22 protein-coding genes are annotated in these 21354 nt (G+C 70.7%); 11 read left to right on the top strand and 11 right to left on the bottom strand.

Annotated elements, in window-relative coordinates; translation table 11 throughout:
- From QZV97_RS16520 to QZV97_RS16510, 3 genes are all read right to left on the bottom strand, one after another.
- Positions 1-556, bottom strand: a 556-nt coding sequence (locus tag QZV97_RS16520) for an acyl-CoA dehydrogenase family protein (protein ID WP_295644920.1), incomplete at its 3' end; no start/stop codon positions are given.
- A 106-nt stretch (positions 557-662) separates the two neighbouring features.
- Complete coding sequence (locus QZV97_RS16515) at positions 663-1322, bottom strand: retropepsin-like aspartic protease (protein WP_295644917.1); 660 nt, start codon at positions 1320-1322, stop codon at positions 663-665.
- A gap of 100 nt (positions 1323-1422) precedes the next feature.
- On the bottom strand, positions 1423-1911 hold the full coding sequence (locus tag QZV97_RS16510) for a YajQ family cyclic di-GMP-binding protein (protein WP_295644914.1): 489 nt from the start codon (positions 1909-1911) through the stop codon (positions 1423-1425).
- A gap of 41 nt (positions 1912-1952) precedes the next feature.
- On the opposite strand from QZV97_RS16510, the gene murB reads away from it, so the two are divergent.
- The 6 genes from murB to QZV97_RS16480 all read left to right on the top strand — a co-directional run bounded on the left by murB (position 1953) and on the right by QZV97_RS16480 (position 8337).
- Positions 1953-2978, top strand: a complete 1026-nt coding sequence (gene murB / locus QZV97_RS16505) for a UDP-N-acetylmuramate dehydrogenase (RefSeq protein WP_295644911.1) — start codon at positions 1953-1955, stop codon at positions 2976-2978.
- Between the two features lie 10 nt (positions 2979-2988).
- A complete protein-coding gene (locus QZV97_RS16500; protein WP_295644907.1) occupies positions 2989-3390 on the top strand; it encodes a 4a-hydroxytetrahydrobiopterin dehydratase in 402 nt (133 codons plus the stop codon).
- A gap of 139 nt (positions 3391-3529) precedes the next feature.
- On the top strand, positions 3530-5443 hold the full coding sequence (locus QZV97_RS16495; RefSeq protein ID WP_295644904.1) for a hypothetical protein: 1914 nt from the start codon (positions 3530-3532) through the stop codon (positions 5441-5443).
- Between the two features lie 3 nt (positions 5444-5446).
- Positions 5447-6331, top strand: coding sequence for a hypothetical protein (locus QZV97_RS16490; protein WP_295644901.1), 885 nt, complete (start codon positions 5447-5449; stop codon positions 6329-6331).
- On the top strand, positions 6328-7530 hold the full coding sequence (locus tag QZV97_RS16485) for a M48 family metalloprotease (RefSeq protein ID WP_295644898.1): 1203 nt from the start codon (positions 6328-6330) through the stop codon (positions 7528-7530). Before QZV97_RS16490 ends, QZV97_RS16485 begins: the two co-directional genes overlap by 4 nt.
- A 27-nt stretch (positions 7531-7557) precedes the next feature.
- On the top strand, positions 7558-8337 hold the full coding sequence (locus QZV97_RS16480) for a hypothetical protein (RefSeq protein ID WP_295644896.1): 780 nt from the start codon (positions 7558-7560) through the stop codon (positions 8335-8337).
- Between the two features lie 20 nt (positions 8338-8357).
- Here QZV97_RS16480 and QZV97_RS16475 read toward each other — a convergent pair whose 3' ends face one another.
- From QZV97_RS16475 to argG, 3 genes are all read right to left on the bottom strand, one after another.
- Positions 8358-8819 carry a MarR family transcriptional regulator gene (locus QZV97_RS16475; protein WP_366558912.1) on the bottom strand — a complete coding sequence of 154 codons (462 nt, stop codon included), beginning with the start codon at positions 8817-8819 and terminating at the stop codon, positions 8358-8360.
- A 75-nt stretch (positions 8820-8894) separates the two neighbouring features.
- Positions 8895-9671 (bottom strand): M48 family metalloprotease, encoded by a 777-nt coding sequence (locus QZV97_RS16470; protein ID WP_295644893.1) that lies wholly within the window; start codon positions 9669-9671, stop codon positions 8895-8897.
- A 77-nt stretch (positions 9672-9748) separates the two neighbouring features.
- On the bottom strand, positions 9749-11098 hold the full coding sequence (argG, locus tag QZV97_RS16465; protein ID WP_295644888.1) for an argininosuccinate synthase: 1350 nt from the start codon (positions 11096-11098) through the stop codon (positions 9749-9751).
- 399 nt (positions 11099-11497) lie between these two features.
- Between argG and QZV97_RS16460 the strand changes: the two genes are divergently transcribed.
- Positions 11498-12226 (top strand): hypothetical protein, encoded by a 729-nt coding sequence (locus QZV97_RS16460; protein ID WP_295644883.1) that lies wholly within the window; start codon positions 11498-11500, stop codon positions 12224-12226.
- A 50-nt stretch (positions 12227-12276) separates the two neighbouring features.
- Positions 12277-12525 (top strand): DUF3297 family protein, encoded by a 249-nt coding sequence (locus tag QZV97_RS16455; RefSeq protein WP_295644880.1) that lies wholly within the window; start codon positions 12277-12279, stop codon positions 12523-12525.
- Between the two features lie 15 nt (positions 12526-12540).
- On the opposite strand, the gene QZV97_RS16450 is transcribed toward QZV97_RS16455, so the two are convergent.
- Positions 12541-13164, bottom strand: coding sequence for a TetR family transcriptional regulator (locus QZV97_RS16450; RefSeq protein WP_295644876.1), 624 nt, complete (start codon positions 13162-13164; stop codon positions 12541-12543).
- 146 nt (positions 13165-13310) lie between these two features.
- On the opposite strand from QZV97_RS16450, the gene QZV97_RS16445 reads away from it, so the two are divergent.
- Genes QZV97_RS16445 through QZV97_RS16435 form a run of 3 tightly spaced genes read left to right on the top strand, consistent with a single transcriptional unit; the run spans position 13311 to position 19142 of the window.
- Entirely contained in the window at positions 13311-14546 is a 1236-nt protein-coding gene (locus QZV97_RS16445; protein ID WP_295644873.1) for an efflux RND transporter periplasmic adaptor subunit, read from the top strand.
- A 13-nt stretch (positions 14547-14559) separates the two neighbouring features.
- Complete coding sequence (locus tag QZV97_RS16440) at positions 14560-17733, top strand: efflux RND transporter permease subunit (RefSeq protein ID WP_295644868.1); 3174 nt, start codon at positions 14560-14562, stop codon at positions 17731-17733.
- The gene (locus QZV97_RS16435; RefSeq protein WP_295644865.1) at positions 17730-19142 is read left to right on the top strand and encodes an efflux transporter outer membrane subunit; all 1413 of its coding nucleotides are present in this window, start codon (positions 17730-17732) and stop codon (positions 19140-19142) included. The genes QZV97_RS16440 and QZV97_RS16435 overlap by 4 nt, the downstream gene beginning before the upstream one ends.
- A 10-nt stretch (positions 19143-19152) precedes the next feature.
- On the opposite strand, the gene QZV97_RS16430 is transcribed toward QZV97_RS16435, so the two are convergent.
- The 4 genes from QZV97_RS16430 to QZV97_RS16415 form a co-directional block, all read right to left on the bottom strand.
- Positions 19153-19758 (bottom strand): GAF domain-containing protein, encoded by a 606-nt coding sequence (locus QZV97_RS16430; RefSeq protein ID WP_295644860.1) that lies wholly within the window; start codon positions 19756-19758, stop codon positions 19153-19155.
- Between the two features lie 86 nt (positions 19759-19844).
- Positions 19845-20303, bottom strand: coding sequence for a VOC family protein (locus tag QZV97_RS16425; RefSeq protein ID WP_295644857.1), 459 nt, complete (start codon positions 20301-20303; stop codon positions 19845-19847).
- A gap of 91 nt (positions 20304-20394) precedes the next feature.
- Entirely contained in the window at positions 20395-21213 is an 819-nt protein-coding gene (locus QZV97_RS16420) for a helix-turn-helix domain-containing protein (RefSeq protein WP_295644925.1), read from the bottom strand.
- 8 nt (positions 21214-21221) lie between these two features.
- Positions 21222-21354 (bottom strand): tryptophan 2,3-dioxygenase family protein (locus QZV97_RS16415; RefSeq protein WP_295644922.1); only part of this gene is annotated, 133 nt, incomplete at its 5' end.

The following is a 21354-nucleotide window of genomic DNA, read 5'->3' as shown; positions in this document are numbered from 1 at the left end:
TGATGCCGGTCTGCGGCTTGCCTTCGTTGCTGGTGCGCACCAGGCAGAAGATCCAGTCGCCGTGCTGGCCCAGCGTGGTCCAGGTCTTCTGGCCGTTGACCACGTAGTAGTCGCCGCGCCTTTCGGCCTTGCACTTGACCGAGGCGAGGTCCGAGCCCGAGCCCGGCTCGCTGTAGCCCTGGCTCCACCACACCTCGCCGCTCATGATGCCGGGCAGGAAGCGCTTGTGCTGCGCCGGCGTGCCGAAGGCCATGATCACCGGCGCCACCATCACCGGGCCGAAGGGAATCACGCGCGGCGCACCGGCCAGCGCACATTCCTCCTCGAACAGGTGGCGCTGCACCGCGTTCCAGCCCGGTCCGCCGAAGGCTTGCGGCCAGCCCCAGCCGTGCCAGCCCTTGCGGCCCAGGATCTTGGCCCAGCGCTGGTGATCGTCCTTGGACAGCCGCAGCGCGTTGTGCACCTTGTGGCTGATGTCCTTCGGCAGGCTCTGCGCGACCCAGGCGCGGATCTCCTCGCGGAAGGCCTGTTCTTCGGCCGTGAAATTCAGGTCCATCGCGGTCTCCTCGATCGTGCCGGCTCTCGACGGCGCACGCCGGGTTTTAGCACGGTCGTTCGATTGCAGGCTGTCCCACCTGCGACAAGCGGTGAGCGCGCGGCGCTCAGAAGCGCTTCGACAGCGTCAGCGTATCGTTGTCGCGCCGCATCTGGAAGCGCGTGAGGAAACTGTTGCCCAGCAGCACGAAGGGCATGTCCTGCGGGTTCACCAGGGCCTCGACGTTGAAGATCTCCACGTCGCCGATGCGCACCGAGTTCAGCGACACGCGGTAGGCCACGACGACGCCGTTGGCCGTGTTGACCGGCACCCGCTGGCCGTTGAGGTAGCTCAGGCCCATCCGCTCGGCGTCGCTCTTGCCGAGCGCCACCGCGGACGCACCGGTGTCGACCATGAAGCTCACGCCCCGACCATTGACCTGACCGTTGGCGAGGAAGTGTCCGCGCGCATCGCTGGTCAGCTTGATCTCGGTGCCGCTGCCGGCGCTGGCGGCGCCGCCCAGGTTGACCGCCGATTCGCCCAGCCGCAACGTCTGGCGCCGTCCGTCGACCTCGACGACGGCCTCGTTGCCGTCCATGCGCAGCAGCTTCACGCCGCTGACCGTGCTGCCGATGGCGACGACGCGCGGCGGCGCACCATCGATCGCCAGCAAGGCCCGATCGCCCATGCTGCCCGTCAGCGCGACGCGGCGCGCCGCCGGCTGCGCGGCCACCAGTCCCGCGAGGAACACGGTCAGACCCAGCAGCAGAAAGTGCGCACGACGCATCACACGGTCTCCGCCAGCAGACGCCGCGGATCCGGCTTCGCCGGTCCGCCAGCGTCGCCCCCTCGAGGGGGAGCGGCGCAGCCGCAACGGGGGTGGGTCATCAATCCCTGAAGTTGGTGAAGCTCAGCGGCAGGTCGGCGACGTCCTTGCGGATCAGCGCCATCGCGGCCTGCAGGTCGTCGCGCTTGGCGCCGGTCACGCGCACCGTGTCACCCTGGATGCCCGCCTGGACCTTGAGCTTGCTGCCCTTGATCAGCTGCTGGATCTTCTTGGCCGCCTCGCTGTCGATGCCGGCCTTGACCTTGATCAGCTGCTTGACCTTGTCGCCGCCGATCTTCTCGATCTTGGCGCTGCGGTCGAGGAAGCGCGCGTCGACGCTGCGCTTGGTGAGCTTGGCGGTCAGCACGTCCATCACCTGGCCGAGCTGGAAGTCGCTGTCGCCGTAGATCGTGACGTCCTTGTCCTTCAGCTCGACCCTGGCGCTCGAGCCCTTGAAGTCGAAGCGGGTGCCGATCTCCTTGCCGGCCTGGTCGACGGCGTTGCGCACCTCGACGAGGTTGGGTTCGAGCACGGTGTCGAAGCTGGGCATGAGACTGGGCCGCCGAAGGAAGGATCGGCGAAAATTCTCTCATGCCCCTTCCCGTCGTCGAGTCCCGCGTCAGCCTTCGCCCCTACAACAGCTTCGGCCTGCCCGCGCTGGCGGAGCGGCTGGTGCGCATCGGCGACGAGGCCCAGTTGCGCGCCGTGCTGGCCGATCCGGCGCTGGCTGCCGCCCCGCGCTTCGTGCTGGGCGGCGGCAGCAACATCGTGCTGACGCACGACCTGCCCGGCCTGGTGCTGAAGGTCGAGATCGCCGGTCGGCGCGTCGTCTCGCGCAGCGACGACGAAGTCGTCGTCGAGGCCGGCGCTGGCGAGAACTGGCACGACTTCGTCGCCTGGACGCTGGACCAGGGCCTGCCGGGGCTGGAGAACCTGGCGCTGATCCCGGGCAGCGTGGGCGCGGCGCCGGTGCAGAACATCGGTGCCTACGGCGTCGAGCTGAAGGACCGCTTCGACTCGCTGGACGCCATCGACCTGCAGACCGGCCGCTCGTTCACGCTGCGCGGCGCGGAGTGCCGCTTCGGCTACCGCGACAGCGTGTTCAAGCACGAGCTCGCCAACCGCTGCCTGATCACCCGGGTGCGCTTCGTGCTGCCGCAGCCGCCGGTGGCCGTGCTGGGCTACCTGGACCTGGAGCGCAAGATCGCCGAGACCGGCGTCACCCACCCCAACCCGCGCCAGGTGTTCGACTGGATCTGCGCGATCCGTCGCGCCAAGCTGCCCGATCCGGCGATCATCGGCAACGCCGGCAGCTTCTTCAAGAACCCGGTGGTCACGCCCGAGCAATGCCGCGACATCATCGCCCGCGACCCGGCGATCGTGCATTACCCCATGGCCGACGGCAGCTTCAAGCTGGCCGCAGGATGGCTGATCGACGCCTGCGGCTGGAAGGGCAAGTCGATCGGGCAGGCCGGTGTCTACGAGAAGCAGGCGCTGGTGCTGGTCAACCGCGGCCAGGCCATCGGCGGCGAGATCGTCACGCTGGCCCGGGCGATCCAGGAAAGCGTCTACGGGCGCTTCGGCATCCGGCTCGAACCCGAGCCGGTGGTCCTTTGAGGAGAACGCGATGACGCAATGGCACGGCAAGACCAAGGGCGCCGACGAGACCTATACCGACGAGGAGATCCAGGCCCGGCTCACGGCCGAACTGCCGCACTGGTACCTCGAGGACGGCTGGATCCGCCGCAAGTACAAGACCAGCGGCTGGAAGGCCACGCTGATGGTCGTGAACACGGTCGGCCACCTGGCCGAGGCCGCCTGGCATCACCCCGACCTCGCGGTGAGCTACGCCTTCGTGATCGTGAAGCTGGTGAACCACAACGCCAAGGGCGTGACGGAGAAGGACTTCGCGCTGGCGAAGAAGATCGAGGAAGTGGTCCAGTGGCAGCCCGGCAAGGACGCCGGAGCGGTGCTGGAGGGCACGCCGAACGACGATCCGAGGTTCAAGTACCTCAAGTACGACGGCTGAGCCGACAGCCGGTCCTCCCCCCTAGGTTGCGGGTGTCGCGTCGTCGGGACGCCGCAGTGTGTTCACGGCCACGCAGGCCGTGGCTACATTTGCTGACAACGCGCTGGCGTGGAGGCCAGTGACGGCTCAGGGAGTGAGCATGCCGGGCGGCTGGAGGGGGACGCGTCGGGTTCGCCGAACGATCGAGCAGCTGGATGCTGGCGCGTCCGGCCGTGGGCGTTGGCGATCGATCTTCCGCCTTCTGGGCGAAGAAGCAGAGCATCACTGGGAGCGCGTTCCGCCGCCGCTGCGCCAGGCGATCCGCGGCACGATTCGCGTGTGCTCGTCGGTGGTCTTTGCCCTGGCGCTGTCGGCCATCATCGATTCGTCAGGCGCGCTGGACGGCTTGGACGGCGTGCTCCAGCGCGAGGTGGCGCGGCTGCGCGCCGTCGCCAGTCCGCAGTTGCCTGCCGGCGATGCGCTAGCGATTCAGCACATCGAGATCGGCGCGACGGCGCGAGTGGCTCACCTTGAACAGCGCGATGGCATCGCCATCCCCGAGATCGCGCGCATCGGTGGTGTAGCGCCCATTTCTCGTGACCGGATGGCGGAACTGCTCGCCGACCTCGCTTCGAGGCTCGACCGAAGCGGGAATCCGCAAGGAAGCCGGACGCGGTGGATCGTCGCGGTCGACGTGGACCTTGCGCCGCTGAACGAGAAGGCCACGAGCGTCGACAGTCTCGCCACGATGCGACGCGCCATCGATGACTTGCGCGCCCACGCCGATGTCGTCGCGATCCTGCTGCCTCGACCGACGGTGGAGGGACGTCGGGCGCGCAACGCTTTCATGGTCGACGCCGGCTGCTCGAGGGCGAACGAGACGGCCGCGACCCACGCATCGAGCGCTGCGCTGCGCGGGCTCTACTTCGCCTCGCCGCGCATCTTCCATAAGCCCGGGGGCTACCCCGTGGACTTCCCGGCGACGCTGCGCGAGGCCCGAAGCGTCGGGCCCGACGGGAGCCGACCGGTAGGCGGCGCGGCGCCGCCTCGGTTTCCTTCGCTCGGAGCCGCCGTCTACTTGTTGCATCGCGGATCGCTGCAGCTCGACGACATCGAGGCGCTGACCGCACTCTGTGAGCAGGCGCACGCGAACGGTGCAAAGAGCGGTAGCGACGGCAGGTTGCTCGAGGACATGCTGCCGCCAGACGGCAACTTCGATGCCTATGACACCTACCGGCCACAGCGCTTCAACTGGCGCCTGCTCGACTCGGCGCAGTTCAGCAGCACCGTCGTCAATCGGTTGCAACCGGAGAGCCTTGCGACTTCGACCCCGGGCGTGCCCGTGAGCCTGGTCGATCTCGCTCCCAGCCGCCTGACCGGTCCGGTGCTGCTCCTGGGCGTCGACGGCGGGGCTCGGCACGACAAATTCGAGATCGCCGACGCCGAGAATCAACGGGTGAGCGGCGCGATGCTGCATGGCCTGCAGGCGCTGTCACTCGACACGCCGGTGTCCAACTGCGACGGCACCTGGTGCGGGCTGTTGGCCGATGTCGTGCTGGGTTTGACGTTTGCGGTGGCATGGGGCCTGCTGTATCCGATGCTCGAGCGACTGCGGAGCGCCATGCCCATCGTCGGTGGCTGGTCGGTGGCCGCGGGCCCGATCATGATCGCTGCCGGCCTGATGTTCGCCTGTATCCAGATCGCCGCGGTCGGCATGGGCGTGGACCTGTGGTTGAACCCGGCCTACCTGATGCTGGGCTTGCTGATCGAGGCCTACTTGCAAGGTTGGCGGCGCGCGCATCGCGTGTCGGTCGAAGAACAGACGGAGCGCGAGCGCTTCTTCGGCCTGTCCTCGGCCTGGGGAGCCCTGCGGCGGGGCTACGGCAACGAAACCAGCGTGTCCGGCGCGAGCCTGGAGACCGATCATGCGCGGGTCGAGACCGTCACCATCGCCGTCGGGCCTGGACACTCCGGGGCGATCCTCGCCGATCGCGTCCTGAGTGCGCTGCTGAGGGTGACCGTGCTGACGGTTGGCTTGTACTTGCTGGTCATCAAGCTAAGACAGGGGGCGTAGGTCATGAACTCGATCGTCAACTGGAGCGACGTGCGCGGCCGTTTTGCTGTCGGTGCGGGCGTCGCTCTCGCCGGGCTGGCACTCTCGTCGGGGGCTCGCGCGATCGACTGCCAGCTGGGCTGCGTCGCGCCGAAGGACGCGTCTTGCGAGCTCAGGACCGCGGCGGGCGTGAAGACGGACGTTAGCCGGACCGAGCTCAGGACCACGCCGGCCTGCGAGCTCCTCACGGCGGGGACGGTCGCCAACGGGCGGTTCGAACTTCGCTACCGTCACAAGGGGCGCTGGTTCACGCCGCCGGAGGGCGTCGAGCCGGGACCCTTGAAGCGGATCTTCGACAAGTACCCCCCCGACCCCTGTGGCGTTCCGTCCCCCGCCTGCATCCAGGCCCGCATGAACGGCATGGTCGCCGCCATCGGCGGCCACGGCATCGACAACAAGGACAGCAAGCCCGGCGGCGAGGGCAACCCTTGCCAGATCGCGCTGCCGTGCGGCGTGGTGCTGCCACCGCCCGAAACCTGGAACTTCCGCCTGGCCGGCGCTGCGATCTCGGGCACCTGGACCGTGAAGCTCGCGCGCGGCACGCCGCCGGCCGGGCAGCCGCCGGAGGTGTCGGTCTACATCGACAAGGGCGTGGCGCGGCTGAGCGGTACGTGGTTCGCGCCGGGCACGCAGTACGTCTACCGCTTCGTCGACGACGCCGGGCGTGCCTCGTCGACCGGCGAGTTCTCCGTCGCGTCTCGCGCCACCCGCGACACGCTGCAGACGCTGATGCAGCGTCGCGTCGCCCAGGGCCTGCCGGAAGGCATCGCCTGGGCCGACACGCTGGCCGCCAACAACCACGACTGGGACGCCTTCCAGCTTTCGCTGATCTCGCAGGAGCCACGATGATGAAACGCCCGCTGATCTCCACGGCCGTCGGCCTCGTTCTGCTCGGCGCTGGCGCGTCCGGCCACGCGCAGCTCGGCGACCTGCTGAACCGCATCGTGCCCGGGGCCGGCCAGGCCTCGGCCCCGGCCGCGCCTGCACCGGCGAAGCCCGGCGCCACCACGGCCGGCACGCCGATGAAGAGCGCCGCCATGGCCGACGGCTCGCAGCCGGTGGCGGCCTTGAAGGGCATCAAGGCCGACCTGCCGCCGGATCGCCAATGCAACCAGCCGCAGGAGCGCTTCAACATCGCCGAGAAGCTGGTCGAGTACGGCGGCACCGAGGCGACGCTGCGGCTCGACCGCCTGATCAAGTCCGACTACAAGTACAGCGACCTGACGCCGGAAGACCGGCAGATGCTCAAGTACATCGCCCGCACGACGATCTGGGTCCCGGTCGAGGTGGAGAGCGCGCTCGGCACGGCCTTCGACCTGGTGTCGTCGCGCACCGGCGAGAGCCTCACCGAGGCCGAAGAGATCCGCAAGCAGGAGATCCAGCAGCGGCTCGACACCCTGCGCGGCGCGGTCAGCGACTTCCCGGGGTCGGTCAAGCTCGTGTTCGATCCCAAGCTGGCCGACGGTGCCGCTGCCAAGTTCGGCGGCGTGATCCTGGTGTCGCGCCGCTTCATGGAGACCATGGCTGAGAAGCCGGCCGGCGCCGATTTCGTGCTGGCGCACGAGCTGTCGCACGTCTACAAGCGGCATGCGATCAAGCACATGCAGTTCACGATGATCTCGACCGACGAGGGCTGGGACCTGGGCAAGAAGCTGCTGTCGCGCGGCATGCGCGGTACCCAGACCAATGTCATCCAGGACGGCCTCTTCATGATGACGACGACGCCGAAGCTGGTCGAGTTCGTGCGCTCGCTGCAGCTCAAGTTCGGCGGCGAGCAGGAGCTGGAGGCCGACGCCTGCTCGGTGGTCTGGATGCGTGCCAAGGGCATCGATCCCGCGCCGGCCTGGGACGAGTTCGAGACTGCCTTCGCCGTCGCCAACGCCACGCCGACCTCCTACGGCAGCACCCACCCGCCGACCGGCGAGCGCAAGGCCAACGTCAAGGCCAAGGTCGGCGGCAAGGGCCCGGCGGCACCACCCGGCAAGGCCGGCAAGCCGGACAAGGCCCCGGCCGGCAAGGCACCGCCGAAGAAGACCGGCAACCCCTGACGGCCGCTACGGCGAGCCGACGGCGCGATGCCGCTGCGCCTGCTGAAGGCCTTGCTCCTGCTGCTGCTGGCCGCGGTCTGGTGGCGGCAGTGGCCGGTCCCCGGTGGCGTCGGGCCGGCGATCGGCTGGACCGTCGCGACGGTGATCCTGCTGGCCTGGATCGCCGGTCGCGAGAAGCGCGCACGCGAGCGCCATATCGACCACGCCCGCCTGCCGCCGCACCTGCGCGGCGAGGTCCGCCAGCGCTATCCGTCGCTCGGTGACGCCCAGCTCGACGATGTCGAGCGCGGCCTGCGCCAGTTCTTCCGTTGCCACCTGCATGCCCGGCGCTTCGTCTCCATGCCCTCGCAGGCGGTCGATGCGCTGTGGCACGCCTTCATCCTGGACACGCGCGCCTACCAGCGCTTCTGCCGCGACGCCTTCGGGCGCTTCCTGCACCACAGCCCGGCCCAGACCCTGGGCCGCGACGCGCGCCGTAACGACGGTCTGCGTCGTACCTGGTTCCATGCCTGCCGCCAGGAGGGCATCGATCCGCGGGTGCCGGCGGCCTTGCCGCTGCTGTTCGCGCTCGACGCCGCGCTGGCGATTCCCGACGGTTTCCGCTACGAGGCCGACTGCCGGCGCCACCCGGGCGAGGCGGGCCAGCCCTACGTGCACTGCGGCAGCAGCTTCGGCGGAGGCTGCGGTGGCGGCAGCTCGGGCGACGGCCACCCGGGCGACGCGGCCGGCTTCGGGGGCGAGGCCGGCGGCTCGTCGGGCGGCAGCGACAGCGGTGGCGACGGCGGGGGCGGCTGCGGCGGCGATTGAGCCGCCGCCCGGCCCGACGCTCAGGCCGCGACGCCCAGGCTTTCCTCTTCCTGCGCGATCGACTGCACCAGCGAATGCAGGCGCGAGCGCAGCTCGGTGAACTCCTGCTCCGACAGACGCGTCTGGCAGACCACGCGGTTCTGGATCTCCGCCACCGGCTGGCGCAGCGCGTCGCCGGCGGGCGTGAGGCTGACGCGCACGACACGCTCGTCCTTGCTGTCGCGCTCGCGCTGGACCAGGCCGGCGGCCTCCAGCCGCTTGAGCAGCGGGGTCAGCGTGCTGGAGTCCAGCGCCAGCCGATCGGCCAGGCCCTTGACGGTCTGCGGCCCGCGGTCCCACAGCACCAGCATCGCCAGGTACTGGGGGTAGGTCAGGCCGACCTGGCCGAGCTGGGCGCGATACAGGCGCGTGACGGCATTGGTCGCCATGTAGAGCGCGAAGCACAGTTGCTGGTCGAGGTGCAGTGAAGCGACGGTGGCCAAGGCGGCTCCTCGGAAATATGGGCTTGACATGGCAGTTTATCGCCCGTCGCCGCGGCGCGTGCGGTCGCCGGGCGATCAGCGGCTGCGGCCGGAGTGCTCGTGCAGACGCACGGCCAGGGGCAGCAGCGACTGCAGGCGCTCCAGGCGTTCGAGCGGCGGCGGATGGGTCGCCGAGACCGCGCGCCGCTGGTCGTCGTCGGCCACCTCGTTCTGCATGAACTCGATCTGCCGCCGCGGCGCGTAGCCGGCCAGCGCGGCCAGCAGCAGGCCCAGCTCGTCGGCCTCGAACTCGCCCTGGTGCAGCACCGGCTCCAGCGTCTTGAGCAGCCCGAAGTTGTGGGCGAACTCGACGTACATGTCGTGCACGCTGCGATCGACCTGCCGCGGCAGCAGCAGCCGGCCGACGGTCAGCAGCTGGCGCTCGTGCTCGAGGATGCTGTGCGCCATCTCGTGCGCCAGCACGAAGGCCAGGGCTTCGTCGGACAGGTCGCGATCGTCGATCAGCGACTCGGAGATCACGACCTGCCCGTCGGGCAGCGAGTAGGCGGCCACGTCCGGCAGGCGCACCACCGTCAGCGCCCAGGGCAGTTGCGCAGCCTGCGGCGTCTGCTCGCGCGCGGGCTCCAGCAGGCGATCGAAGACACGCGCGAGCCGCCCGCAGTGACGCTCGCACCCCAGCGCCCCCGCCGCGTCGGCCTGAGCCAGGGTCTGCTGCAGGCTCGCAGCGCCGGCCACTTCGGCGGCCGACCAGCCCAGCGAGCGTGGTTCGTCGACCAGTTGCACGCCCAGGGCCGCGCCGCAGGCAGCAGCCAGTGTCGTCAGGGCACAGCAGTGTCGGAGCCAGGTCGGCATGTCGAGTCTCCGGAGCGGAGACTACGCCTCACAACCGCTCCGCGAAACACCCGTCGACGGGGTTCCGGCCGCACGGCTCAGGACTTGCCGGAGCCGTCGCTGCCCTGCAGCCGCGCCAGCGCCGCGCCGCTGCCCAGCGACAGCAGGCCGGCACGGCTGTAGACGCCGAGCTTGTCGCGCGTGTCGACGATGTCCAGGTTGCGCATCGTCAGCTGCCCGATGCGGTCGGCGGGCGAGAAGGGCGCGTTCTCGACCTTCTCCATGCTGAGCCGTTCGGGCGCGTAGGTGAGGTTCGGCGACTCGGTGTTCAGGATCGAGTAGTCGTTGCCGCGACGCAGCTCCAGCGTCACCGTGCCGGTGACGGCGCGCGCCACCCAGCGCTGCGCCGCCTCGCGCAGCATGATGGCCTGGGGGTCGAACCAGCGGCCCTGGTAGAGCAGGCGGCCGAGCTTGCGGCCGTTGTCGCGGTACTGCTCGATCGTGTCCTCGTTGTGGATGCCGGTCACCAGGCGTTCGTAGGCGATGAACAGCAGCGCCAGGCCCGGGGCCTCGTAGATGCCGCGGCTCTTGGCCTCGATGATGCGGTTCTCGATCTGGTCGCTCATGCCCAGGCCGTGGCCGCCGCCGATGCGGTTGGCCTCCAGCATCAGCGCGACCGGGTCGGCGTACTCGACGCCATTGAGCGCGACCGGACGGCCTTCCTCGAAGCGCACCGAGACCTCCTCGCGCTTCACCTCCACCTCGTCGCGCCAGAAGGCCACGCCCATGATCGGGTTGACGATGCGGATGCCGCTGGACAGGTGCTCCAGGTCCTTGGCCTCGTGCGTCGCACCCAGCAGGTTGGAGTCGGTCGAGTAGGCCTTCTCGGCGCTCATCTTGTAGCCGAAGCCGGCCTTCGTCATGAAGGCGCTCATCTCGGCGCGGCCGCCCAGCTCGTCGATGAAGGCCTGGTCGAGCCAGGGCTTGTAGATCTTCAGCGCCGGGTTGGTGAGCAGCCCGTAGCGGTAGAAGCGCTCGATGTCGTTGCCCTTGAAGGTACTGCCGTCCCCCCAGATGTGGACCTCGTCCTCCTTCATCGCCGCGACCAGCATCGTGCCGGTGACGGCGCGTCCGATCGGCGTGGTGTTGAAGTAGGTGATGCCGGCGGTGCTGATGTGGAAGGCGCCGGCCTGCAGCGCGGCCAGGCCTTCGGCCACCAGCTGCGCGCGGCAGTCGACCAGGCGCGCCTTCTCGGCGCCGTAGAGCATCGCCTTGCGCGGGATCTCGTCGTAGTCGGGCTCGTCGGGCTGGCCGAGGTGGGCCGTGTAGGCATAGGGCGTCGCGCCCTTCAACTTCATCCAGTGCAGCGCGGCACTGGTGTCCAGGCCACCGGAGAAGGCGATGCCGACCTTCTGGCCGATGGGGAGATGCTGCAGGATCGTGGACATGGCGACGAGGAAGCAATTGGAAACCGGCGCCGCGGGCGCCAAACCGGCGCCCGCGGCGCTCGGCCGCTATTCTCGCCGCATGACCAGCGACCTCCCGAAGACGCGCTCGCTCGCGATCGCCTGGACCGGCGCCGCCTTGCTGCTGCTGACGGCCTGCGGCGGCGGGGGCGGGGGCGGGGGCGCAGGCGGCCCGCCCGTCGTGTCGCCCCCGCCGGGGGCGGCCCGCCGACCGACACGCAACGCGTCGCCGCGGCCACCAGCACCGCGCAGAGCGGCAGTAACGCCTGCAACGCGATCCGGCCGTTCTACTGGGAGATCGGCGACCGCACGGCGACGCAGGCCTCCGGTTCGGTCAACACCAGCGCCGGCGGCCCGCCGACCTACACCGCGACCAGCTCGATGAACATCGCGTCCGCCTCGAAGTGGCTGTACGCGGGCTACGTGGCGCAGCGTCGCGGCGTGGCCGGCCTGACGGCCGAGGACATCCGGTTCCTGACCTTCCGCAGCGGCTACACCAGCTTCGCCACCTGCCTGGCCGGTCAGACCGTCGACGGCTGCGTCAACTACCTGAGCAACGGCGTCTACACGCCGGCCAACGACGGCCGCTTCTTCTACGACGGCGGCCACATGCAGCAGCACGCCAGCCGGCTGGGGCTGGGGGGCCTGGGCACCGCGGCGCTGGCCGCCGAGATGCAGTCGCAACTGGGTGCGGACGTCGGCCTCGGCTACACCCAGCCCCAGCTGGCCGGTGGTGCGGTCAGCACCGCCGCCGACTACGCGCGCTACCTGCGCAAGCTGCTGGACGGATCGCTGCGACTGGGCGGCCAGCTGGGCGCGTCCTCGGTCTGCGCCAGTCCCGCGACCTGCCCGGCCGAAGCCGTGGCCACGCCCATCCCTGCCGGCGAGAGCTGGCGCTACGGCCTGGGCCACTGGGTCGAGAGCGACCCCGTCGTCGGCGACGGCGCCTTCAGCAGCGCGGGCGCCTTCGGTTTCTACCCGTGGATCGACGCGAGTCGCCGCTACTACGGCGTGCTGGCCCGCGCCTCGCTGGGCGGGCAGCCGGGCTACGAGTCGGTCCAGTGCGGGCGGCTCATCCGCCAGGCCTGGCTGACCGGGGTGGCCAGGTAGCGCAGCAGAATGCAGGCCCCGCGACACGTGACCCGACCCGAGAGTGCCCCATGACCGACGCCCAAGAAGCCCCGCCGCTGCCAGACCGCCTGTCCATCGAGCCGGGCAGCCCTCACTACGTGGCCGCGGTCTTCGAGCATCAGATCGGCATCCGCTTCAACGACAAGGAGCGCTTCGACGTCGAGGAGTACTGCATCAGCGAGGGCTGGGTGATGGTCCCTTCGGCCCGCACGGTCGACCGCAAGGGCAAGCCGCTGATGATCAAGCTCAAGGGCCGGGTCGAAGCCTTCTACCGCTGACGGACGGTGACGGGCTCAGCGCTGCCGGTCGCCCAGTCCCGTGAGGTAGGCATCGATCGCCTGGCGCCCGACGCGCAACAGGTCGAAGGCGTCCGGGTCGAGCAGCCAGTTCTGGATCAGGCCGTCGATCAGCGAATGCAGCCCCAGGGCGGCCGCGCGCGCCGGGACGCCGCCGCCCAGGTCGCCGGCCCGCGCCGCCGCGCGCAGCCCCCGCTCGACGTGGGCGAGCCGCTCGCGCAGGCCCGTCAGGCGGCGCTCGCGCACCGCCTCCAGCTCGTCGACGTATTCGACCTTGTGCACGGCGATCTCGAACACGCGGCGCGCCTGCGCGTCCTCGACCGTCTTGCGCAGCGCCGCGGTGAAGCTGCGGCGGATGTGGCCCACCGGGTCGTCCAGGCCGGGTTCGTCGCTGCGCCGGATCTCCTGCTCGAGCGGCAGGGTCACGCGGTTCATCATCGCGTCGAACAGGTCGGCCTTGTCCTGGAAGTGCCAGTAGATCGCGCCGCGCGTCAGCCCGGCGGCGCGCGCGATGTCCTGCAGCGAGGTGCGCGACACGCCGCGCCGGTGGAACTCGTGCTCGGCCATGTCGAGGATGCGGTCGCGCGTGACCTGGGCTTCTTCCTTGGTGCGGCGGGCCATCGACGATGAAGATCCGTAAAGCCGTCAGCATACATTCATCGGTGTATGTATAGTGCGGCCATCGGTCGGGTGGGCCACCATCCCGATGTCGGTGCCGGCAAGCCGCTTGCCGCCGCGCCCCCGACCGTTCCTCGAAAGGTGCTCGCATGTCTGCGTCGATGGGCTTCGCGGCCGATCCCCCGTTCCCGTTGCGCGGCCCGGCCTCGCGTGCGGTGCCTGCCCTGGTCCTGGCGGCCGTGCTGCTGGCCGGCTGCAGTCCGCAGGCCACGCCGGCGACCGCCGCCGCGCCGCCCCCGGTCGAGGTCGGCGTCGTCACCGTCGCGCCCGGCGCGCTGGGCCTGGTGACCGAGCTGCCGGGGCGGACCGAAGCCTCGCGCGTCGCGCAGGTGCGCGCGCGTGCGGCCGGCATCCTGCAGCAGCGCCTGTTCCGCGAAGGCAGCGACGTCAAGGCCGGCCAGCCGCTGTTCCGCATCGATGACGCGCCCTACCGCGCCACGCTCGCCAGCGCGCAGGCTGCCCTGGCCCGGGCCGAGGCCAACCTGCTGCAGGCCGGCGCGCAGGCCGAGCGCTACAAGCCGCTGCTGGACGCCAACGCGATCAGCAAGCAGGACTACGTCAATGCGGTCGCCGCGCAGAAGCAGGCCGAGGCCGACGTCGCTTCCGGCAAGGCCGCGGTGCAGACGGCGCAGATCAATGTCGGCTACGCGGCGGTGAGCTCGCCGATCTCCGGGCGCATCGGTCGGGCGCTCGTCACCGAGGGCGCGCTGGTCGGGCAGGGCGAGGCGACCCAGCTCGCGCTGGTGCAGCAGATCGATCCGCTCTACGTCAACTTCACCCAGCCGGCGGCCGAGGTGTTGCGCCTGCGCGCGGCGATCGCCGCCGGCAAGCTCAAGAGCGCCGGCGGCAGCGACGCGGCGGCGGTGCGCGTGCTGCTCGAGGACGGCAGCCGCTATCCGCTCGCCGGCAAGCTGCTGTTCTCGGACCTGAGCGTCGATCCGAGCTCGGGCCAGATCACGCTGCGCGCCGAACTGCCCAACCCCAAGGGCGCGCTGCTGCCGGGCCTGTACGTGCGCGTGCAGCTCGAGCAGGCCGAAGCGCCCGACGCCATCCTGCTGCCGCAGCAGGCGGTCACGCGCTCGCCGCAGGGCGACACGGTCAAGGTCGTCGGCGCCGACGGCATGGTGGCCAATCGGCCGGTCAAGCTGGGCGGCGCCCAGGGCGGCCAGTGGATCGTGCTCGATGGCCTGAAGGCCGGCGAGCAGGTGATGGTCGACGGCTTCCAGAAGCTGCGGGGCACCGGACCGGTGAAGCCGGTGGCGGCACCGGCACCGGCAGCGAAGGCCTCGGCGCCTGTGCCTGCGGCCTCGGCCGCCAGCCGCTGAAGGGGCCGCCCGCATGGCCCAGTTCTTCATCGACCGCCCGATCTTCGCGTGGGTGATCGCGCTCTTCATCCTGGTGATGGGCGGCGTGGCGATCACGCAGCTGCCGGTCGCGCAGTACCCCTCGGTGGCGCCGCCGTCGATCGTCGTCAACGTCAGCTATCCCGGCGCCTCGGCGCAGACGCTCGAGGACAGCGTCATCAGCGTCATCGAGCGCGAGATGAACGGCTCGCCGGGCCTGATCTACATGGAGTCGGTCGCGCAGGCCGACGGCAGCGGCTCGATCACGCTGAGCTACGAGCCCGGCACCAGCCCCGACCTGGCCCAGGTCGACGTGCAGAACCGCCTGGGCCGCGCCAGTCCGCGTCTGCCGCAGGCGGTGACGCAGCAGGGCGTGCGCGTCGACAAGGCCAACCCGAACTTCCTGCTGTTCGTCATCCTCTCGTCGGACAACCCGGCCTACGACCCGGTCGCGCTGGGCGACTTCGCCTCGCGCAGCGTGCTGCCCGAGATCCAGCGCGTGCCCGGCGTCGGCCAGGCGCAGCTGTTCGGCACCGAACGCGCGATGCGCATCTGGATCGACCCGGCCAAGCTGGTCGGCTACCGGCTGTCGTCGGCCGACGTGACGGCGGCGATCGCGGCGCAGAACGCGCAGGTCGCGTCGGGCACGATCGGCGACGTGCCCAACGCGCCGGGGCAGGCCATCTTCGCGACCGTGGTCGTGAAGGGCCAGCTCACCTCGGACGAGCAGTTCGCCAACATCGTGCTGCGCGCCAACGCCGACGGCTCGACGGTGCGGCTGAAGGACGTGGCGCGCGTCGAGCTCGGCGCGCAGGGCTACGGTTTTCGCACGCGGCTGAACGGCGAGCCCTCGACCGGCATCGGCGTGCAGCTTTCCCCCACGGGCAACGCGCTGGCGACCGCCACCGCGATCAAGAAGCGCGTCGACGAGCTGTCGCGCTACTTCCCGCCGGGGGTCAAGGTGACGATCCCCTTCGACGGCTCGGCCTTCGTCAAGATCTCGATCAGCCAGGTGGTCGAGACGCTGGTCGAGGCGGTGATCCTCGTGTTCCTCGTGATGTACCTGTTCCTGCAGAACATCCGCTACACGATCATCCCGACGCTGGTCGTGCCCATCGCGCTGATGGGCAGCTTCGCGGTGCTGCTGGCGCTGGGCTTCTCGATCAACGTGCTGACACTGTTCGGCATGGTGCTGGTGATCGGCATCGTGGTCGACGATGCCATCGTCGTGGTCGAGAACGTCGAGCGCATCATGAGCGAGGAAGGCCTGCCGCCGCTGGCCGCCACACGCAAGGCGATGGGCCAGATCTCCGGGGCGATCGTCGGCGTGACGGTGGTGCTGGTGTCGGTGTTCGTGCCGCTGGCCTTCTTCAGCGGGGCGGTCGGCAACATCTACCGGCAGTTCTCGGCGGTGATGGTCAGCTCGATCCTGTTCTCGGCCTTCCTCGCGCTGTCGCTGACGCCGGCGCTGTGCGCCACGCTGCTCAAGCCGGTCGAGGCCGGCCACCACCATGCCAAGGGCGGCTTCTTCGGCTGGTTCAACCGCGGCTTCACGCGCACCGCCAAGGGCTACGAAGGCGTGATCGCGCGCATGCTGCGGCGCGCGGCGCGCTACCTCGTCATCTACGCCGCGATCATCGCGGCGGTGGTCGTGATGTTCAACCGCCTGCCGACCTCCTTCCTGCCGAACGAGGACCAGGGCAACATCCTCGTCAACGTGCAGCTGCCGCCGGGCGCGACGCAGAACCGCACGCTCGAGGTGATGAAGCAGGTCGAGGGCTACATGCTCAAGCAGCCCGAGGTCAAGGCCATGACCAGCGTGATGGGCTTCAGCTTCTCGGGCAGCGGCCAGAACGCGGCACTGAACTTCGTCACGCTCAAGGACTGGAGCGAGCGCGAGGGGGCCTCGCAGTCGGCGCAGGCCCTGGTGGCGCGGGCCTTCGGCGGGCTGTCCTTCATCCGCGACGCCTCGGTGTTCCCGGTCAGCCCGCCGGCGATCCGCGAGCTGGGCCGCGCCAACGGCTTCGCGCTGCGGCTGCAGGACCGCGGCGGCAACGGCCGGGCCGCGATGGTGGCGGCGCGCAACCAGCTGATCGCCGCGGCCGCCAGGAGTCCGCTGCTGGCCTTCGTGCGGCCCGACGGCCTGGAGGACGCCTCGCAGTTGCAGCTCAACATCGACCGCGACAAGGCCAGCGCGCTGGGCGTCAGCTTCGCGGCGATCAACGGCACGCTGTCGACCGCGCTCGGCTCGGCCTATGTCAACGACTTCCCGAACGCCGGTCGCCTGCAGCGGGTGGTGGTGCAGGCCGACGCGCCGACGCGCATGCAGCCCGAGGACCTGCTCCGGCTCAACGCGCTCAACACCGCCGGCCAGCCGGTGCCGCTGTCGGCCTTCGCGTCGACCGAGTGGGTCACCGGCCCGATGCAGACGGTGCGCTACAACGGCTACCCGGCGATGCGCATCCAGGGCGAGCCGGCACCGGGCCAGAGCACCGGCGCGGCGATGGCCGAGATGGAGCGCCTGGTCGGCGAGCTGCCGTCCGGCTTCGCCTACGAGTGGACCGGCCAGTCGCGCGAGGAGAAGCTCTCGGGTGCGACGGCCTTCATCCTGTTCGGCTTCTCGCTGCTGGCGGTCTTCCTGTGCCTGGCCGCGCTGTACGAGAGCTGGTCGATCCCGCTGGCGGTCATCCTGGTGGTGCCGCTGGGCGTGCTGGGCGTGCTGCTCGGCGCGCACTTCCGCGGCCTCGAGAACGATGTCTTCTTCAAGGTCGGCCTGATCACCATCATCGGGCTGTCGGCCAAGAACGCCGTGCTGATCATCGAGTTCGCGAAGGACCTGAATGCCCGGGGCAAGAGCGCGGTCGACGCGGTCATCGAGGCGGCGCACCTGCGCTTCCGGCCGATCCTGATGACCTCGCTGGCCTTCATCCTGGGCGTGCTGCCGCTGGTGCTGGCCAGCGGCGCCGGCTCGGCCAGCCAGCGCGCCATCGGCACCGGCGTGATGGGCGGCATGATCACCGCGACCGCGCTGGCCGTGTTCCTGGTTCCGGTCTTCTACGTCGTCGTCAGCCGGCTGTTCAAGGGCAGCGAACGCCAGCGCCGCCGCTGGGCGCACGAGTCCGAGGAAGCGCCGACGCCGGCGCCGCCGGGTACGCAGGAGGGACGATGAGCATGCGCCGCATCCGTCTCTCGACGCTGGCCGTCGCCGCCCTGCTGGCTGCCTGCACCTCGATGGCACCGCGCTACGAGCGGCCGGCCGCGCCGGTGCCCGCGAGCTTCGGACTGGTCGGCGATGCGGCCGGTGACACCGCGGGCACGCCGGCCGCCGACCTGGAGTGGCAGCGCTTCTTCTCGGCGGACGAACGCCTGTCGCGCCTGGTGCCGCAGGCGCTGGACGCCAATCGCGACCTGCGCGTCGCGGTGCTGGCGATCGAGCAATCGCGGGCCCAGCTCGGCCTGCGCCGTGCCGACCTGTGGCCGACCGTCAACGCCGGCCTCACCGGCTCGCGGCAGCCGAACGCGAGCGGCGGCATCACCAGCCTCTACACCGCGGGCCTGCTGGTCAGTGCCTGGGAGCTGGACCTGTTCGGGCGCCTGCGCAGCCTGAGCGATGCCGCGGCGGCGCAGCTGCTGGCCAGCGAGGCCTCGCGCCAGGCCGCGCAGATCAGCCTGATCGCCGCCGTCGCCAATGCCGACCTGACGCTGCGCGCCGACGACGAGCTGCTGCGCGTGACGCAGCAGACGCTGACCACGCGCGAGGAGTCGTACAAGCTGACGAAGCTCAAGTTCGACCAGGGCGCGACCTCCGAGATCGACCTGCGCCAGGCCGAGTCGCTGCTCGAGGCGGCGCGCGTCGCGCTGGCGCAGCAGACCCGCCAGCGCGCGCTCGACGAGAACGCGCTGGCCCTGCTGCTGGGCCGCCCGCTGCCGGCCGATCTGCCGCCGGGGCGGGCGATCGGCGGCGACGCGGGCTTGCCCGATGTCCCGGCCGGTCTGCCGTCCGAGGTGCTGGTGCGTCGCCCCGACGTGCGCGCGGCCGAGCAGCAGCTGATCGCCGCCAACGCCAACATCGGCGCGGCGCGGGCGGCCTTCTTCCCGAGGATCTCGCTGACCGGCAGCGTCGGTGTGGCCAGCAGCCACCTGTCGGACCTGTTCCAGGGCGGCAACTCGGCCTGGAGCTTCGCGCCGCAGTTGCTGCTGCCGATCTTCGACGCCGGCCGCAACCAGGCCAACCTCGATCTCGCCAAGGTCAACCGCGAGATCGCGGTCGCGCAGTACGAGCGGGCGATCCAGACCGCCTTCCGCGAGGTGGCCGACGCGCTGGCCGGCCGCGCCACGCTGGGCGAGCAGCTGCGCGCGCAGACCGCGCAGACCGCGGCCGAGCAGCGACGCTACGACCTGGCCGAGCTGCGCTACCGCAACGGTGCCAGCAGCTACCTCGACGTGCTGGACGCGCAGCGCTCGCTGTTCACCGCGCAGCAGGCGCTGGTGCAGGTGCAGGCGCTGCGGGTGCAGAACCTGGTGACGCTGTACAAGGTGCTCGGCGGCGGCTGGCGCGACGAGGTGGTGGCGCGCTGAGCGCCGGCGCTCACAGCTTCCACACGTCCTTGCTCTCGACGGGGCTCAGGCTCCAGTCGGGCACGCTGTCGGGCATCGGCCGGCGGCTGCTGCCGGCGTCGATCATGCGGGCGACGAGTTGCGCGCACTGCTTCAGCTGCGTCAGGTCGCGCTGCCGGCCGTGCAGGTTGGGGCTCTTGCTGAAGCAGCACAGCGTGCCGTAGACGCGGCCGTCCCGCAGGACCACCGGCGTGCTCAGGTGCTCGCCGATCCTGAAGGCCAGCGCCGGCAGGTCGGGCCGCGCGGCCGCCAGCGCCGACAGGTCGGGGATCGCCTCGGGCAGCTTGCCGGTGCTGACCAGCTGGCAGTAGGACTTGTCGAGCGGACCGGAGCCGCCGGTCTTGATCGGCGAATCGGGCGCGGCGGCGTCGACGAAGCGGAACACGCGCTTGCCGTCGACGAACTCGGAGACGAAGAGCACGTCCATCTGCAGCCGCTCGCGCAGCAACTTCAGCGTCTCCTGGACCGAGCCGTCGATCAGCGTGTCGCTGGAATCGGCGCTGGCGACCAGCAGGTCGGTGATGCGGACGTCGAGCTCGTCGGCGCCCAGGCGGTTGTCGTAGGGACTCACGGCCATCGAAACTTCCTCGAATGGAACGAGACCATCCGAGGGTAACGCGCCGCGACGCCGCGGGCCGGTAACGACCGGCAACGCGTGCGGGTTCAGCCGTTCATCATCGCGGTGTAGCGGCGCTGCATCTCCTCGGGGCTGACGTCCTCGATCGAGTGGCCGATCAGCCACACGTGGCCGAAGGGATCGACGACGCGGCCGCCGCGCTCGCCGTAGAAGGCGTCGGAGATCTCGCCGAGCGCCGTCGCCCCGGCCGCGATCGCGCTGGCGATCATCCGGTCGGCGTTGTCGACATGCAGGTGGATGCGCACCGGCGGCAGCGCGCCGCCCGACGGCGCGTGGATGCCGAACTCCGGGAAGGCGTCGGACAGCATCAGCACCACCGGACCCAGCTGCAGCTCGGCGTGTCCGATGCGGCCGGACGGCTCGACGAGGCGGAAGCGCTCGGTCGCGCCGAAGGCCCGGCGGTAGAAGTCGATGGCGGCGGCGCTGTCGGCGACGCAGAGGTAGGCGAAGACCTCGTGGATGGGCGAGGGCGAGGTGTCGGTCATGGCGATCTCCGGAGCCGGTGCGTCGGCGATGCGGCCAGCTTGCCTCGGCAGCCTGCCGGCGTCTTGTAGATTTTTCCTCGCCCGGAGCGACCTAGTCGCCGATCGCCACGTGGGTCAGCCGGTCGGCGGCCACCGGACGGTAGGCGCCGGGCGTCAAGCCGCCGAGACGGCGGAACTCGTGCGCGAGGTGGGCCTGGTCGGCATAGCCGGCCTCGAGCGCCAGCTCGGCCAGGCCCGCCCCGCGGTCGGTGCCGAGCTGCTGCACCAGCGTGTGGAAGCGCAGCACGCGCGCATAGCGCTTGGGCGTCAGGCCGACGGCATCGCGAAAGCGCGCGATGAAGCGCTGCGGCGAGCAGCCGGTGGCGCGGCGCACCCGCTCGACCTGCGCCAGCGCGGGCTCGCGCGCAAAGAGGGCCAGTGCCTGCTGCACCACCGGGTCGGCAGGCGCGGCGCGCTCCAGGCGCTTGAGCAGCCAGCGCTCCAGCAGCGTCAGTCGCGCTGCGGCGCCGGGCACGTGCTGCAGGCGCTCGCGCAGCTCGCGGGCCGCCGGGCCCCACAGCGCGTCGAGCGCCACGGCGCGCCCCGCCAGTTCGCCCATCGGCAGGCCGGCGAAGGCCGCGGCCCCGCCGGCGCGAAAGCTGATGCCGATCACGCTGGCAGGCACCGAGGTGTCGCGCAGCACGGCCACGTCGTGCACGCCCTGCCACAGGGCCACGCCGACGGGCTGGCTGCGGGCCGCGCCCTCGTCGGCAAAGCGGCGCAGCGGCGCGTCGTGCATCGCGATGACGACGTTGTCGCAGCCGTTCGGCAGGATGCGCTCGCGCGCATGGGCCAGCGCACCGCGCTCGCTGACCCACAGGCAGGCGACATGCGCACTCAGCGGGGCGGCGGGCGTGCGCTGCACGTACATCGGCAAGCTCAGAGGCTGGTCCGCAGCGTCCAGATCTCGGGGAACAGCACCACGTCGAGCATCTTGCGCAGGTAGCTGACGCCGCCGGTGCCGCCGGTGCCGCGCTTGAAGCCGATCACGCGCTCGACCGTGGTCACGTGC

The organism is uncultured Methylibium sp. (genome assembly GCF_902826655.1).
Classification (GTDB): domain Bacteria; phylum Pseudomonadota; class Gammaproteobacteria; order Burkholderiales; family Burkholderiaceae_C; genus Methylibium.
The sequence above is the reverse complement of the archived record's forward strand: the minus strand, read 5'-3'. Positions and strand labels throughout refer to the sequence as shown.

What these genes read in the sequence shown, in the direction of transcription:
- QZV97_RS16515 (WP_295644917.1), bottom strand. Translation starts at nt 1,322, where the DNA reads ATGCGTCGTGCGCACTTTCTGCTGCTGGGTCTGACCGTGTTCCTCGCG.
- QZV97_RS16510 (WP_295644914.1), bottom strand. Translation starts at nt 1,911, where the DNA reads ATGCCCAGCTTCGACACCGTGCTCGAACCCAACCTCGTCGAGGTGCGC.
- murB (WP_295644911.1), top strand. Translation starts at nt 1,953, where the DNA reads ATGCCCCTTCCCGTCGTCGAGTCCCGCGTCAGCCTTCGCCCCTACAAC.
- QZV97_RS16500 (WP_295644907.1), top strand. Translation starts at nt 2,989, where the DNA reads ATGACGCAATGGCACGGCAAGACCAAGGGCGCCGACGAGACCTATACC.
- QZV97_RS16495 (WP_295644904.1), top strand. Translation starts at nt 3,530, where the DNA reads ATGCCGGGCGGCTGGAGGGGGACGCGTCGGGTTCGCCGAACGATCGAG.
- QZV97_RS16490 (WP_295644901.1), top strand. Translation starts at nt 5,447, where the DNA reads ATGAACTCGATCGTCAACTGGAGCGACGTGCGCGGCCGTTTTGCTGTC.
- QZV97_RS16485 (WP_295644898.1), top strand. Translation starts at nt 6,328, where the DNA reads ATGATGAAACGCCCGCTGATCTCCACGGCCGTCGGCCTCGTTCTGCTC.
- QZV97_RS16480 (WP_295644896.1), top strand. Translation starts at nt 7,558, where the DNA reads ATGCCGCTGCGCCTGCTGAAGGCCTTGCTCCTGCTGCTGCTGGCCGCG.
- QZV97_RS16470 (WP_295644893.1), bottom strand. Translation starts at nt 9,671, where the DNA reads ATGCCGACCTGGCTCCGACACTGCTGTGCCCTGACGACACTGGCTGCT.
- argG (WP_295644888.1), bottom strand. Translation starts at nt 11,098, where the DNA reads ATGTCCACGATCCTGCAGCATCTCCCCATCGGCCAGAAGGTCGGCATC.
- QZV97_RS16460 (WP_295644883.1), top strand. Translation starts at nt 11,498, where the DNA reads ATGAACATCGCGTCCGCCTCGAAGTGGCTGTACGCGGGCTACGTGGCG.
- QZV97_RS16455 (WP_295644880.1), top strand. Translation starts at nt 12,277, where the DNA reads ATGACCGACGCCCAAGAAGCCCCGCCGCTGCCAGACCGCCTGTCCATC.
- QZV97_RS16450 (WP_295644876.1), bottom strand. Translation starts at nt 13,164, where the DNA reads ATGGCCCGCCGCACCAAGGAAGAAGCCCAGGTCACGCGCGACCGCATC.
- QZV97_RS16445 (WP_295644873.1), top strand. Translation starts at nt 13,311, where the DNA reads ATGTCTGCGTCGATGGGCTTCGCGGCCGATCCCCCGTTCCCGTTGCGC.
- QZV97_RS16440 (WP_295644868.1), top strand. Translation starts at nt 14,560, where the DNA reads ATGGCCCAGTTCTTCATCGACCGCCCGATCTTCGCGTGGGTGATCGCG.
- QZV97_RS16435 (WP_295644865.1), top strand. Translation starts at nt 17,730, where the DNA reads ATGAGCATGCGCCGCATCCGTCTCTCGACGCTGGCCGTCGCCGCCCTG.
- QZV97_RS16430 (WP_295644860.1), bottom strand. Translation starts at nt 19,758, where the DNA reads ATGGCCGTGAGTCCCTACGACAACCGCCTGGGCGCCGACGAGCTCGAC.
- QZV97_RS16425 (WP_295644857.1), bottom strand. Translation starts at nt 20,303, where the DNA reads ATGACCGACACCTCGCCCTCGCCCATCCACGAGGTCTTCGCCTACCTC.
- QZV97_RS16420 (WP_295644925.1), bottom strand. Translation starts at nt 21,213, where the DNA reads ATGTACGTGCAGCGCACGCCCGCCGCCCCGCTGAGTGCGCATGTCGCC.